This is a genomic window from Sphingopyxis sp., from assembly GCF_965279755.1.
Taxonomy (GTDB): domain Bacteria; phylum Pseudomonadota; class Alphaproteobacteria; order Sphingomonadales; family Sphingomonadaceae; genus Sphingopyxis.
In genome coordinates, this window is sequence record NZ_OZ257261.1 from 1,986,383 (window position 1) to 1,999,425 (window position 13,043).

Below are 13,043 nucleotides of genomic sequence, written 5' to 3' on the forward strand. Positions count from 1 at the left end.
CTGCCCGCCCTAGCCGCAAATGCACGCGGCGGAAAGCGCGCGTGTCTGCCATGCCTATGCGTCGGGTGCGGCCAGTGCGCCGGCGGGGCGTTCGTGCGTGGCGCGCCAGTCGGCGGGTCGATCGAAGTGGCCTTGCCATATGCCCAGCCGTTTGGCCTGCGCCCCGGCTTCCTCGACCATATAGGCCTCATCGGCCGCGACCGCCCATCCTCGCCGCACCATCTCGGCGGCGAGGTCGACGCCCTCGGGTTCGGCGGCGGTCCGGCAGGTGGCGAGCGTGCGGCCATAACGGTCTTTCGCAGCGAATTCGCAATGGAGCGGGCCGCGTCCCGCAATTTTTTCGAGCGCGCTTCGGGCTTCGCGTCCGCACGGCCAGCGGCTGCCATCGGCGCTGGCGCAATCCTGCCGATATTCGACCGCATCGATACCGGTCAGGCGGATGGTCGTATCATCCCGATCCTGCCGGATCGTCAGGCTGTCGCCGTCGATCACGTGGGTGAGCGGGACGGGCGTGACCGATGGCGGCATTCCCGTCCAAGCCGCGACGGCAAGCGCCGCGAGCAGGAGCAGCGCTGCGGCCGACCGCAGGCGACGGCGCCAGCGCATGCGGGTGAGGGGCGAGAGCGGCATGGCCATCGACTGGCGCGCGGGCACGGCCTTGGCAAGCGTGAATAAGGAATTGACTTTGAGAACAAACAGTGTCCAAAATGGACCATCTTCCGCACGGTCGCCTCGCAACGGCTCATGCTCATTCGCTGCCTGAGTCCGATATGGCGGCAGATGCGAACGAACAAAAGGTGAATATCACCGGAATGACGACATAAGGACGCCGGGGCGGAGCAAAGGGACAGGGGACGCGATATGGACCAGGCAATTCAGATGCTGTCGGGGATGCCGACATTCCCGTCGAGCGGAATGCGAATGAGCGAGCCGGGCCATTGCGGCGGCAAATCCCGTCTTCTGTTCGTCGGACATTCGGCCATCGGCAGTGAACTCGAAAAGATCGATGGCGTCGGTGTTTCATTCGTGCCGGCTGAAACGGCCGTGGACCATCTGCGCGCGCGTCCTGTGGTCGATCTGCTGTGGCTGGCGCCGGCGGACGGCATCGACGCGGCGCTGTTGAGCGCGCTTTGCCACGCACTCGTCGACCGGGGTGCGGCACTGGTGTGCGAGACATCGCTCGACGACATCGATCGACTGGCGGCGGCGATTCCCGATGATCTCCGGGTCGAATGGCTGGTCGACGCCGATGCGACCGACCGGCGTGTGGCTTTGGCCGCCGCGCGACGCCGCGCCGACGCTCAGGTGGTGCATGAGGTGACGCGCGATCCCGCGATGGAGCGGATCGACCGGCTGCAGGAAGAGGTTGCCCGTATCTCGCGCCTGCTCGGCGAGCTTGCGGGGCAGCGCGGGGGGCTTACCGGAACGCCCGCAGCCTATGCGCCGGCGAACGAGGATTATGACGATTATGCAGGGCAGGTTCGCGCGCCCGGGCGCGATTTCGCCGCGATGCCGCGCAGCTTTGTGCCGGAGGAGCGGACGATCGATCGCCAGCGCGCCAAGGCGGTGCGCCGGATGCTGCGCCAGCGGCGGATGCGCGAACAATATTTCCCGGCCGACCTGTTCGCAGATCCGGCATGGGACATGCTGCTCGACCTTTATGCGGCGCGGCTCGAACGTCAGCCGGTATCGGTATCGAGCCTCTGCATCGCTGCTGCGGTACCGGCGACGACCGCGCTCCGCTGGATCAAGACAATGACCGATGCCGGGCTTTTCCTGCGCGAAGCCGATCCGCTCGACGGTCGGCGCATCTTCATCGCGCTGTCGGAAAGCGCTTTCGAGGCGATAGCGCGCTATTTCGAGGCGCTGGAGGAGTAGGCGGGCGCTTGCCAGCGCGCCCGGCCTGTGGCAGGGGCGCGCTTCCCGCGTTTTGCGCCGGGGCGCTTAGCTCAGTTGGTAGAGCATCTCGTTTACACCGAGAGGGTCGGCGGTTCGAGCCCGTCAGCGCCCACCACCGCCGGATCCTTCCTTTTTGCGATCAAGCCGGTGAGGCCAGTTTGGTGCCGATCACGCCGGCGATGATCAGGGCGAGAAACCCGATCTGCGTCGAGTTCAGCCGCTCGCCGAAGAGCGTCACGCCGAGCAGGGCAACGCCGACCGCGCCGAGCCCGGTCCAGACCGCATAAGCCGTGCCCGCGGGCAGTCCACGCATGGCCAGCGCGAGCAGGCCCATGTTCACGAAGCTGAGTGTCACGGGCACGATCGATGCCTGCCAACTGGCATGCGTTGCGGCCCACTTCAGGCTCAGCGCCCAGATGATTTCGGTTACGACCGCAAGGCCGAGGACGAACCACGCCATCGGATATCTCCTGTAGCGGGCTCGAAAATGAGGCAGCGGCCGGAAACCCGAAAGAGGCGGCTGCGCGGGCGCCATAGGCGAGGCGACAGGATAAGCCAATGGGGAGCCCGCCAACGGGTCAGACGGATTTGCCGCGACCCGTGTTGCGCGCGCGCCATACGACGGCCAGCGTAAAGAGGCCGATTCCGGCCCAGACGACATTGAGCACGGCCGAGGGGATCGCGCCATTATAGCCCGAATTGACGATGAAGCCCGCCGCGCCGAACACGTTCATCCATTGATAGACATAGCCGCGCGCCTCGAGCTTGCCGAGCGACAGCAGCACATAGGCCGCGAGGATCAGCACCGCGGCCGACCAGCCGATAACCTCGATCGCTATCCGCAGTGCGTCCATGTCGATCCTTTTCGGGGGTTGGCGCGCGCTCAGCGCATCGTGCGTTCGAGCGCCTCGACCGCGTCTTTCGCTTCCTTGAGGCCAAGGCCGGTCGCGTCGCGCAGCCGCTTGATCGCCTCGATCTTGCGGTTCTGGCGGATCAGCTCGCGAATGCCCTCGTCATCGATTGCGATGTCGACCGGGACGGCGGGTCTTGCGGCGACGGGCGGCCGCGACAGCGTGCGCGGCGGGCTCGTCAGATCGCGCCCGCCGCCACGACGCAGCGCAAGGACCAGTCCCGCGCCGCAGAGGAAGCCGAGGGCGAAGAGAAGAAACCCGCTCATCGCCCTGGTCTACATCAGGCCGCGAGCTTGCGCAGCACGTAATGCAGGATGCCGCCGTTCATATAATATTCGACCTCGTTCGCGGTATCGATGCGGCAGAGCGTGTCGAAGCTGAAGGTCGAGCCATCGGGGCGGGTGACGTTCACCGTCACGGTCTGGCGGGGCTTGAGATCCGCGACGCCGGTGATGGTGAACTGGTCGTCGCCGGTGAGGCCCAGCGTCTCGCGGCTCTGGCCTTCGAGGAACTGCAGCGGCAGCACGCCCATGCCGACGAGGTTCGAACGGTGGATACGCTCGAAGCTCTCGACGATCACCGCGCGGACGCCGAGCAGATTGGTGCCCTTCGCCGCCCAGTCGCGCGACGATCCGGTGCCATATTCCTTGCCGGCGATGACGACCAGCGGCGTGCCGTCGGCCTTGTGGCGCATCGCGGCGTCGTAGATCGGCATGACCTCGGCGCCGTAGCGCGACATGCCGCCCTCGATGCCGGGGACCATTTCATTCTTGATGCGGATGTTGGCGAAGGTGCCGCGCATCATGACGTCGTGGTGGCCGCGGCGGGCGCCGTAGCTGTTGAAGTCGGCCTTGCTAACCTGATGTTCCATAAGCCATTTTCCGGCCGGCGAGTCCGCCTTGATCGAACCGGCGGGCGAGATATGGTCGGTCGTGATGCTGTCGCCGAGGATGGCGAGCGGCTTGGCGTTCACGATGTCGGACACCGGCGCCGGGGTCATCGTCATACCCTCGAAGTACGGCGGGTTGGCGACATAGGTCGAGCCCGCGCGCCACTGGTAGGTGTCGCTGCCCTCGACCTCGATCTTCTGCCAGTGCGCGTCGCCCTTGTAGACATGGGCGTAGCGCGCGACGAACATGTCGCGGTCGACCGCGCCCGCAACCGCATCGGCGACTTCGAGATTGGTCGGCCAGATGTCGGCGAGGAACACGTCCTTGCCCTGCTGGTCCTGCCCGATCGGCGTGGTGGTGAAATCCTCGATCACCGTGCCCTTCAGCGCATAGGCGACGACGAGCGGCGGCGAGGCGAGGAAGTTCGCGCGGACGTCGGGCGACACGCGCCCTTCGAAGTTGCGGTTGCCCGAGATCACCGCCGCGGCGACGAGGCCATTCTCGTTGATCGCCTTCGAGATCGGCTCGGCCAGCGGCCCCGAGTTGCCGATGCACGTCGTGCAGCCATAACCGACCAGATTGAAGCCGATATTGTCGAGATGCTTCTGCAGCCCGGCCTTCTCCAGATAGTCGGTGACGACCTGCGACCCCGGCGCGAGCGAGGTCTTGACCCACGGCTTGGGCTTCAGGCCCAGCGCGTCGGCTTTCTTCGCGACCAGACCCGCGGCGACGAGCACGCCGGGGTTCGAGGTGTTGGTGCAGCTGGTGATCGCGGCGATGGTGACGTCGCCGTCGCCGATGTCGAAATCCTTGCCCTCGACCGGCACGCGCGTCTGCGCCTTTTTATAGGTGTTGACCATGTCGGCGTTGAACACATCGTCGACGTCGGGGAGCGAGACGCGGTCCTGCGGCCGCTTCGGCCCCGCGAGCGACGGAACGACGGTGCCGAGGTCGAGTTCGAGCGTGTCGGTGAAGATCGGGTCCGCGGCGCCCTCGACGATCCACAGCCCCTGCGCCTTGGCATAGGCCTCGACCAGCGCGATATTCTCGTCGCTGCGCCCGGTCAGGCGCATATAGTCGAGCGTCTTGTCGTCGACGCCGAAGAAGCCGCACGTCGCGCCATATTCGGGCGCCATGTTCGCGAGCGTCGCGCGGTCGGCAAGGCTCAGCGAGGCGAGGCCGGGGCCGAAATATTCGACGAAGCGGCCGACGACGCCCTTGGCGCGCAGCATCTGCGTCGCGGTGAGCACGAGGTCGGTCGCGGTGACGCCTTCCTTCAGCTTGCCGGTGAATTTGAAGCCGACGACTTCGGGGATCAGCATCGACACGGGCTGGCCGAGCATCGCGGCCTCGGCCTCGATCCCGCCGACGCCCCAGCCGAGCACGCCGAGCCCGTTGATCATCGTCGTGTGGCTGTCGGTGCCCACGCAGGTGTCGGGATAGGCGACGGTCTCACCCGATGCGTCCTCGCTCGACCACACCGCCTGCGCGATATGCTCCAGATTGACCTGGTGGCAGATGCCGGTGCCCGGGGGCACCGCCTTGAAGTTCGACAGCGACTTTGACCCCCATTTCAGGAAGTCGTAGCGTTCGCCGTTGCGATAATATTCGATCTCGACATTCTGCTCGAACGCCTTGGGGTGGCCGAATTCGTCGACCATGACCGAGTGGTCGATGACGAGGTGGACGGGGACGAGCGGGTTGATCTTCGACGTGTCGCCGCCGAGCTTGGCGATCGCATCGCGCATCGCGGCGAGGTCGACGACGCAGGGCACGCCGGTGAAATCCTGGAGCAGCACGCGCGCGGGGCGATACTGGATTTCCTGGTTCGAATGCGGATCCTTCTGCCAATCGACGAGCGCCTTGACGTCGTCGGTCGAGACGGTGAAACCGCCATCCTCGAACCGCAGCAGGTTTTCGAGCAGCACCTTCATCGAGAAGGGCAGGCGCGACACGTCGCCGAGCTGTGCCGCGGCCTTGTCGAGCGAATAATAAGCGTAGTTCTTGCCGCCGACGCTCAGCGTCGAGCGGGTTCCCAGCGTGTCGTTGCCCGTGGTCGTCATAGGATTGCAGTCCCCATGTTGGCGCGGCGGGGAATGACTGTCCGGTGGCGGAGCGGGAGAGCGGGGCCAACGGGAGTCGCACGCGCGGTTTATGTTGGCGCCGCCTTACGCCGGGGGTGGGGAAATGCAAGGGGGTGGGGGGGCGAGAAACTTCGCTCGAAATAAGCGGGCGGGAGACGATTGCTCATCACCCGCCCGGAGGATTAACTGTCTTTTATGGTTGTGTTGGGGCTACGCTTGCCATGTGCGGTCGTAACGAAACGTCCGGAGATGGCGCTGCGGTAGGTGCCGCCGGTGCTCCCGCCGCCGCGTGCTTCATGTACAGTGGTGCGGGGGCTGGCGCGGCCGTGCTTCGCTGTGACAAATCGTCCAGATATCGCGCTACGAAATGATCCGCCTTTTCCCTTGGCCATCAGAGTGCTCCTTCGTCTTGAAAATGAGGGGCCGCGTCAAAGCGGCCCCTGGTCAGCCGCGCGGCGGGAACGGGTCTTCGCCGTAGCTGTCGCGCTCCCGAATTTGGCCATTCCGGCCGTGGATCAGGAGTTCGCTGCTTTGGTTCCGAGCGATGTTCCGTGCCGCGTCGATAGCGGCCTGTTGCGTCTCATGAATCGAGGTCGCGCGCTCGTTGCCAGCGCCCCGTACCGCCCAGCTATCATTGTGCGGGACGACATGTTGGTTCTTGCCTGCCATTGGTATATCCTCCTTCCTCGCGTGAGGGTAAGACGGTTTGCGACACCGCTCCCGATCGCCCTGATTGGCTTTCAGGGGAGTGGGCGGCGGAAGTTGGGCCATGCGGACATCGGAAAAAAATTTTCCTACAATGTCCGCGCAACTGCTTTTTGTCGGCCTACCCCAGCGAGCAACATGGCGGAGAGCGGTGAGCGGACTCAGTTTGACCCTTGAAGAAGCTAGGCAGGCAATCGCCGGTCTGTCCGATGCCGATCTTCTTCGAGTGGAGAAGATGGGCCGAATTTTTGCGCTTCGAGCCGGTTGCGAAGTCCGACCACTACTCAATGACGCAATAGCTTCGACCTTAAGCGGGGCTCGAAAATGCCCGCGCGACATGCCGATGCTTCAGTTTCTGGTCGGCGTAATTCGAAGCAGGGCGTCTGCGCGCAAGGAATCGCAAGTTAGAGGCCCTGAGATGGTCGCCTTGGACGCCGAAGGTCCGGTCGGATTGCTGGTTCATGAAACAGTGCCTTCACATGAGCGCGACCCTGAAGACGTTTGCGCGGCTGAAGAAGAAATTGGCCTCCGGAAGGCTGCGTTGGAGGAGCTGTTTGCGGGTGATGAGCCTGCGACGCTTTTCCTTTGGGCGCTTCTGGAGGGGTTGGAGAAGGAGGAGATTATGACGATGAATAATCTTGACGAAATCGCCTACGACACGATTCGACGGCGCGTGCGCCGCCGAATTGATCGGAGGTTCCCCAATGGATGGGAATCGTGACGGGAAAGAAACCATGCGACCCCACATTCGACCCGCTTTTTGAAGAACTGATCAACGACGTCACTCGGCTAACAGATGTCGAAATCTTTGCCGAGTTTGAGGAGGAGGGGGCGAACCCAGCAATGGTTGTCGCCGATATGCGAGAGTTAATTCAGCTAGCGATTTTAGATGATGGGAAGGCGCGACTCGCCCGCGCGAAAGCGGCTGTTCAGCAGAATCGATCAAGAGCGTCTCATAACCGACGCGTGATCGGCATTCCTGAAAAAAAAGCACTGCTTGAGCGCGTTGCAGCTAACGACCCGAAACTAAAGAGCCGCCTCACCATGGCGGCCCGTAATGGTGAAGGTATTACAGAGGAAGAAATGTCATCGATATTGGAAGATTTGCTGGAGCTTGGAGCTATTGACGACACGGGTAACTTGATTTGAAACCCGTCGGTCCGGCCGAGAATTTGCTCCACTCTCTCGGAATAACCCACGCCCATGAGATCGATATCGAGGCGATCGCATGGGCGGCGGGTGCACAGGTACGGGATGGGCGTTTGGCGAGCTGTGAAGCTCGCATTATTGGCTTTCAAGATCGGGCCATTATTACCGTGCGGGGGGCAGGAGATTGGCGCCGCCGCCGATTTTCAATCGCGCACGAACTAGGCCATTGGCACTATCATCGAGGACGATCCTCCCTCTGCCGTCCTTCTGAAATCGGTAATCCTGCAAGCAGCAATTCTGCGGAGCGTCAGGCTGACAATTATGCCGCGGACCTTTTGATGCCGAGCTACATCTTTAAAGCCATGATGGGCGTGTCGTCCCCATCCTCATTCGAGGTAATAGACGATCTATCGGCGCAGTTCTCGACAAGTCGCGTTGCAACAGCCTTGCGGTACGTATCCTTGACCGAGTTGCCGTGCATACTGATCTGCCATGACGTGAGGGGAAGGCGTTGGTTTCAACGTAGCCGCACAGCGTCAGATCAATGGTTTCCGCGCAGCGAGCTGGATGCGAGTTCTCGTGCGCTAGAAGTGTTGCATAAGCGCACTCGTCAATATCGACCGTCGAAGATTGGAGCACACGTCTGGTTCGATAGGCGTGATGCCGAGCGACATTGTGTGTTCGAGCATACCCGGGCCTCCTTCGGTGGCGAAATTCTGACGCTACTCACGCTGTCCTCGAACATGATGGTCTAAGAATACCTCCAACCCTATCGCAAACTCCAAAACCCACTTTCCTACATTATCCAAATAGGTTCATAATCATTCCGATTCATTCCAGGTAATTCGGGAGATGGAGCTATGGGGCGTAAAGTGGCGCGGGGTTCGCGGGGGAAATCGGGGGTTTCTGAGGGTGGTAACGCGGCTCGCGGTGCTGGGCCCCGGATCAAGTCCGGGGTTCACGGGCGAGACAATCCCCTCATGCCCGGCCTGCGCATTCGCGAGGATGGCTTTACGGTGGCGCGGACGCGGACGTTTCTGGTTTTGCTGGCGCAGACGGGGTGCGTGACCGACGCGGCGCGGGTGGCGGGGGTCAGCCGGACTTCGGTCAATCGCGCGCGCAAATTATTCGCGCCGTTCGACAAGGCGTGCCGCGACGCGCTGGCCAAGGCGCTGCGCGGGCTGGAGGCGGTCGCCTATGAACGCGCGGTCGAGGGGCGCGAGATGGTGATCCTGCGGGGCGGCAAGGAGGTCGAGCGGCGGATCGTGCCGTCGGACTCGCTGCTGGCGATGCTGCTGAAGCGCGGCGACCTGAAAAACGGGCGCGATGTGCGGCTCACACCCGAGGAAGCGAAGACCTATGAATTGCCCGAGGCGGTGCGGCACCGCTTCCTGTCGCGCGAGGAATATTTCAGCGGCATGGTCTTCGACAAGCATCCGGGCACGGGCAAGGTGCAGGGGCCGACGCAGGAAGAAACCGACGCGGTGCTGATCAAGCGGATCGAGATGGTCAGGCGCTACGAAAGGCATCAGCGGCGAATCAAGGGACAGTGCCTCGCGTGCGGGCAGCCGATGATGCTGAGCCAATATGACATGGATGCGCGCGCGCGCGCGAAGGCGGAGCAGCGGTTACTGCCGTCGCCGCAGGATGGAGCCTGACGCCGTGCCTGAGCCGGCCGCGCGGCCCGGCTCAGCGGAGCGCGTTGGCGATCGTCGTGAAGATGGTCGCGAGGTTGAGCCCGAGCATCTGGAAGGCGATGATGCACGCGACCGAAATCAGCGCCGCGATCAGCCCATATTCGATCGCGGTCGCGCCGCGCTGGTCGCGTAACAATCCGGCCCTGCGTATCATCCTGTCGCTCCCGCTGCTGTGCCTTGCCCGGCGATAGCGGGCGGGTACGAAGCGATGGTTGGGAAAATGCGTTAACGGCGCGGCGCGCGCGGCGGATCAGGCGGTGGCGCCGAGGGGGACGGGCGCGGGGCGGAAGGCGCGGACGCGGTTGCGGCCGGCGCGCTTGGCTTCGTAGAGCGCCTGATCGGCGCCCTTCATCAGCCGCGACAGGCCCTCTCCCGGTGTGCCGACCGCGATGCCGATGCTGGCGGTCGGGCAGAGGCCCGGCGGAATGCGGTCGGCGCAGGCGGCGTGCAGCCCCTTGCGCACCGTTTCGGCCAACTGGCGGGCGGCGTCGATGGTCAGGCCGGGGACGAGCAGCGCGAACTCCTCGCCGCCGATGCGTCCCGCGACCATGGCGGCGGGGCCGACCGCGCGGACATGCGCGCCAAACGCCGCGATAATTGCGTCGCCGACCGCGTGGCCATGCGTGTCGTTGACCGCCTTGAAATGATCGAGGTCGGCGATCAGCAGCGCGGCGGGCTGGCCCGCGTCGAGGCTGCGGCGGAGCGCCGCGCCGGCCGCGGCCTCGAACCCGCGGCGGTTGAGCAGGCCAGAGAGCTGGTCGTCGTCGGCCTCGCGCCTCAGCTCGGCGATCATGTCGATCGCGACCGCGACCATCAGGCTGATCGCCGCGACGATCGACACCATCGCCTGGCTGAACTGGACCGTGGTCCAGTACACCGACTGCTGAAACCCGACATAATCGTCGAAGCCGCCGCTGAAGGTCAGGATGACGACGGGGCGGACGATGAGGTTGGCGGCCGAGAAGGCGGCGACCCAGAAGAGCAGGCGGTCGATCAGGTGCGGCTTGGCGACGGGCCACAGCGCGCGGACGACCATCAGCGCGATGACGCCGGCGCCGACGCTGATTGCATAGATGCGCGCGGGGATGCTGGGGCTGACCAGCAGGAACCAGGTGAAGATCGCGAGCGAGACCGCGGCGACAAGGCCCATGACGCGCCACGGGACGGGCAGGCCATAGCGGCGGATGATCGCGGCGGCGAAGAAAATGCCCGTCGCGAGGAAGCCGGCGTTGGCGGGCAGCCGCTGGAGCTCCATCGGCAGGACGGGCGCGACGTCCTGGATCAGGAAGGCGAGCGCGGTGAACAGATAGGCGGCGGCGGCATAGGCGACATAGCGCTCGCGCCGCTGCAACCACATCAGGAAGAAGGCGGTTGCGAACAGCAGGCCAATGCCCGGGTTGAGAAGCGAAATGAAGAGCTGTCCGTTCAACGCGACATCCTGCACCGGCCCCCGCGCGATGCTAGCCGGACCATAGATAACAAGTGGTTACGGCAGCGGGAGCGCCGCGGACAGTGTGTAACGGTTAGGAGTATGGGGTTTTCGTCGAAGCGGCACCGGCCCGCTTCCCCACCCGGCCCCCCATAGGCTACTATTGTCTGGGAGGCCGGGCGGGGGAGGGGGCCGGTGCCGTGCCCCGATGTCAGGCCGTGCCGCGGACAGCGAGGCGCACTGGAATGCGCGTGCCGCTGCGCGTGAAATCCTCATCCTCGAGCGCCATCGCGACGAGCGCTTCGCCCGCGGCGTCGAGATCGGGCTCGAGCGTCGTGAGCGCGGGGTCGGCCATGTTGCCGGCGCGGATGCCGTCGAAGCCGATCAGCGCGACATCGTGCGGCACGCGGCGCCCGGCTTCCTTGAGACCCTGCAAGACGCCGAGCGCGAGCATGTCGCTGGCCGCGAAAATCGCGTCGACCTCCGGGTGCGCGGCGAGCAGCGCGTGCGCCGCGGCGACACCCTGCGCGTGGCGGTCGGCGGCGGCGGGCGGCTCCGAAATGATCGGCGCGATGCCGTGCGCCGCGAGCGCCTCGACAAAGCCGTCGCGGCGCTCGTCGAACTGGCGCTGCGGCGAACGCTGCGGCCCGACGAAGGCGATATGCTTGCGGCCCGATGCGACGAGATGCTCCGCGGCGAGGCGGCCGCCGATGCCGTTGTCGCTGCGCATCCAGTGGAACGGATCGCCGGGACTGCCCCAGCATACGAAGTCGAACCCCGCCCCCTGCGCCTCGGCGAAATAGTCCCACGCGGCGCGGTTGCTGGTGGTGCCGATGACGATCATCGCGTCGGCGAGCCCCGAGGCGACGAAATCGGCGCGGAAATTGGCCTCGCTCTCCTGAAACGAGACGAGCAGGTTGAAACCGCGCGCCGAGGTTGCGGCGGCGATGCTGCCGAGGAGGGCGAAGTAGAAGGGATTGATCGCGCTGCGATCCTCGCCGGGCCGGCAGATGGTCACGAGCGCGAGCGTCTCGCTGCTTTTCAGGCGTAGCGACGAGGCGTGGCGGTCGACGACATAGCCGAGCTCGCGGGCGGCGGCCGACACGCGTGCGCGCGTTTCGGCGTTGACGCCGGGGCTGCCCCGAAGCGCGCGCGAGACGGTCGATTGCGACACGCCGGCGCGCTCGGCGACGTCGAACGATGTCGGGCGCAGCGTTTTCATGTGCAGTCCGTCTCCCCTCTCCGGCCGTCTCTCGCGTCCGCGCGGGGGCTTGTCAATCGGTGGTCAGAGGCCGTCGAGCGCGAGCAGCGCGAAACTCGCAAGCCAGTGCTCGCCCATATAGTCGCCGGTGACATGCGGGAGGGCGGCGGCGAGGTGGCGCGCTGCGGCGGCTTCGGCGACCGCGGCGACGGGGTGGGCCGGGCCAAGCGCTGCGGCAATCGCGCGCCAGCTCCACGCGCGGCTGAGATTGAGGCCGTCGAGGTGCGCGATCTTGCCGTCACTGCGGTCGGAGACGGTCGCGGGGGTGAAGAGGGTGGCGGGCTGTTCCTGTGTCGCGCGGGGCAGGAAGGCGTCGAACCAGCCGGTGAAATCGCCACCGAGGACGACGGCCATCAGATGCGCCTCGGTGAGCGCGGAAGAGAGGAACTCGTCGCCGCCGGGTTCCCATGCCTGGCAGTCGCGGTCTTCGCCGAACCAGTCGCGGGCGCGGGCGTCGATCTGTGCGACCAGTCCGGGATCGCGGCTCGCGGCCCAATGGCGCGCGAGGAGCAACGCGAAGGCGATGTTGAAATGGGTGCCGACGCGCAGCGGGTAGGTGAGCTTGGGCAGGAAGGCATGGAAGCGCGCGGCGAAGGCGAGGGCGAGCGGTTCGAGCGCGGCCGCCCATGGCGCCTCGTGCCGTTCGGCCTCGGCATGGAGCGTGAGGAGCCAGCCCCAGCCATAGGGGCGCTCGAACGCAGCCGAATAAGGACGATCGAGGAAGGCGAGTTCGCCCGCGACCTTTTCGGGGACGAGCATTTCGCCGGCGCGGGCGCGGATTTTGGCGGCGATGGGAAGGTCGGGGAAAAGGCGCGCGAGGCGCAGTATCTGCCACCAGCCGTGAACGCAGCTGTGCCAGTCGAAGCTGCCGTGAAAGATCGGGTGATGCTCGCGCGGGGGCTTGGCGTCCTCGGGTCCGACGAGGACGAGGTCCATCTTGTACGGATATTCGCGGCCGAGGTGGGCGAGGGTCGCGGCGGCGAAGCGCACGGCGTGGTCGGGGGTGAGGTGGGTCATG

15 protein-coding genes and 1 tRNA gene are annotated in these 13,043 nt (G+C 65.3%); 6 read left to right on the top strand and 10 right to left on the bottom strand.

The genetic code is table 11. From position 1 onward, the window contains the following. Nucleotides 1–54 precede the first annotated feature (54 nt). Complete coding sequence (locus ACQY80_RS09710) at nucleotides 55–630, bottom strand: thermonuclease family protein (RefSeq protein ID WP_428678661.1); 576 nt, start codon at nucleotides 628–630, stop codon at nucleotides 55–57. A gap of 231 nt (nucleotides 631–861) precedes the next feature. Between ACQY80_RS09710 and ACQY80_RS09715 the strand changes: the two genes are divergently transcribed. Together ACQY80_RS09715 and ACQY80_RS09720 are read left to right on the top strand one after the other, a co-directional pair. After that, complete coding sequence (locus tag ACQY80_RS09715) at nucleotides 862–1,878, top strand: MarR family transcriptional regulator (protein ID WP_428678664.1); 1,017 nt, start codon at nucleotides 862–864, stop codon at nucleotides 1,876–1,878. Between the two features lie 60 nt (nucleotides 1,879–1,938). After that, nucleotides 1,939–2,014, top strand: a tRNA-Val gene (locus tag ACQY80_RS09720). 24 nt (nucleotides 2,015–2,038) lie between these two features. Here the strand turns inward: ACQY80_RS09720 and ACQY80_RS09725 are convergent. The 5 genes from ACQY80_RS09725 to ACQY80_RS09745 all read right to left on the bottom strand — a co-directional run bounded on the left by ACQY80_RS09725 (nucleotide 2,039) and on the right by ACQY80_RS09745 (nucleotide 6,453). Next, nucleotides 2,039–2,359, bottom strand: coding sequence for a DMT family transporter (locus tag ACQY80_RS09725; protein WP_428678666.1), 321 nt, complete (start codon nucleotides 2,357–2,359; stop codon nucleotides 2,039–2,041). Between the two features lie 118 nt (nucleotides 2,360–2,477). Next, on the bottom strand, nucleotides 2,478–2,753 hold the full coding sequence (locus ACQY80_RS09730; RefSeq protein WP_428678669.1) for a CBU_0592 family membrane protein: 276 nt from the start codon (nucleotides 2,751–2,753) through the stop codon (nucleotides 2,478–2,480). Nucleotides 2,754–2,782: 29 nt separating this feature from the next. Further along, a complete protein-coding gene (locus ACQY80_RS09735) occupies nucleotides 2,783–3,076 on the bottom strand; it encodes a ribosomal protein L7/L12 (RefSeq protein ID WP_428678672.1) in 294 nt (97 codons plus the stop codon). A gap of 14 nt (nucleotides 3,077–3,090) precedes the next feature. Beyond that, nucleotides 3,091–5,763 carry an aconitate hydratase AcnA gene (gene acnA / locus ACQY80_RS09740; protein ID WP_428678675.1) on the bottom strand — a complete coding sequence of 891 codons (2,673 nt, stop codon included), beginning with the start codon at nucleotides 5,761–5,763 and terminating at the stop codon, nucleotides 3,091–3,093. Between the two features lie 465 nt (nucleotides 5,764–6,228). Continuing rightward, nucleotides 6,229–6,453: a DUF2188 domain-containing protein gene (locus tag ACQY80_RS09745; RefSeq protein ID WP_428678677.1), complete on the bottom strand. Its 225-nt coding sequence runs from the start codon at nucleotides 6,451–6,453 to the stop codon at nucleotides 6,229–6,231. A gap of 187 nt (nucleotides 6,454–6,640) precedes the next feature. Between ACQY80_RS09745 and ACQY80_RS09750 the strand changes: the two genes are divergently transcribed. From ACQY80_RS09750 to ACQY80_RS09765, 4 genes are all read left to right on the top strand, one after another. Then, complete coding sequence (locus ACQY80_RS09750; protein ID WP_428678679.1) at nucleotides 6,641–7,210, top strand: hypothetical protein; 570 nt, start codon at nucleotides 6,641–6,643, stop codon at nucleotides 7,208–7,210. Beyond that, nucleotides 7,207–7,638 carry a hypothetical protein gene (locus ACQY80_RS09755; RefSeq protein WP_428678680.1) on the top strand — a complete coding sequence of 144 codons (432 nt, stop codon included), beginning with the start codon at nucleotides 7,207–7,209 and terminating at the stop codon, nucleotides 7,636–7,638. Before ACQY80_RS09750 ends, ACQY80_RS09755 begins: the two co-directional genes overlap by 4 nt. A gap of 167 nt (nucleotides 7,639–7,805) precedes the next feature. Continuing rightward, a complete protein-coding gene (locus ACQY80_RS09760; RefSeq protein ID WP_428685814.1) occupies nucleotides 7,806–8,393 on the top strand; it encodes an ImmA/IrrE family metallo-endopeptidase in 588 nt (195 codons plus the stop codon). A gap of 225 nt (nucleotides 8,394–8,618) precedes the next feature. Beyond that, nucleotides 8,619–9,296 (top strand): hypothetical protein, encoded by a 678-nt coding sequence (locus ACQY80_RS09765; RefSeq protein WP_428678682.1) that lies wholly within the window; start codon nucleotides 8,619–8,621, stop codon nucleotides 9,294–9,296. Nucleotides 9,297–9,327: 31 nt separating this feature from the next. Here ACQY80_RS09765 and ACQY80_RS09770 read toward each other — a convergent pair whose 3' ends face one another. From ACQY80_RS09770 to ACQY80_RS09785, 4 genes are all read right to left on the bottom strand, one after another. Next, nucleotides 9,328–9,489, bottom strand: coding sequence for a Flp family type IVb pilin (locus ACQY80_RS09770; RefSeq protein ID WP_428678684.1), 162 nt, complete (start codon nucleotides 9,487–9,489; stop codon nucleotides 9,328–9,330). 96 nt (nucleotides 9,490–9,585) lie between these two features. Continuing rightward, nucleotides 9,586–10,764, bottom strand: a complete 1,179-nt coding sequence (locus ACQY80_RS09775) for a GGDEF domain-containing protein (RefSeq protein WP_428678686.1) — start codon at nucleotides 10,762–10,764, stop codon at nucleotides 9,586–9,588. Between the two features lie 211 nt (nucleotides 10,765–10,975). Continuing rightward, nucleotides 10,976–11,986 (bottom strand): LacI family DNA-binding transcriptional regulator, encoded by a 1,011-nt coding sequence (locus ACQY80_RS09780; RefSeq protein WP_428678689.1) that lies wholly within the window; start codon nucleotides 11,984–11,986, stop codon nucleotides 10,976–10,978. A gap of 63 nt (nucleotides 11,987–12,049) precedes the next feature. Then, a complete protein-coding gene (locus tag ACQY80_RS09785; protein WP_428678691.1) occupies nucleotides 12,050–13,042 on the bottom strand; it encodes a DUF2891 domain-containing protein in 993 nt (330 codons plus the stop codon). Between the last annotated feature and the right edge of the window lies 1 nt (nucleotide 13,043).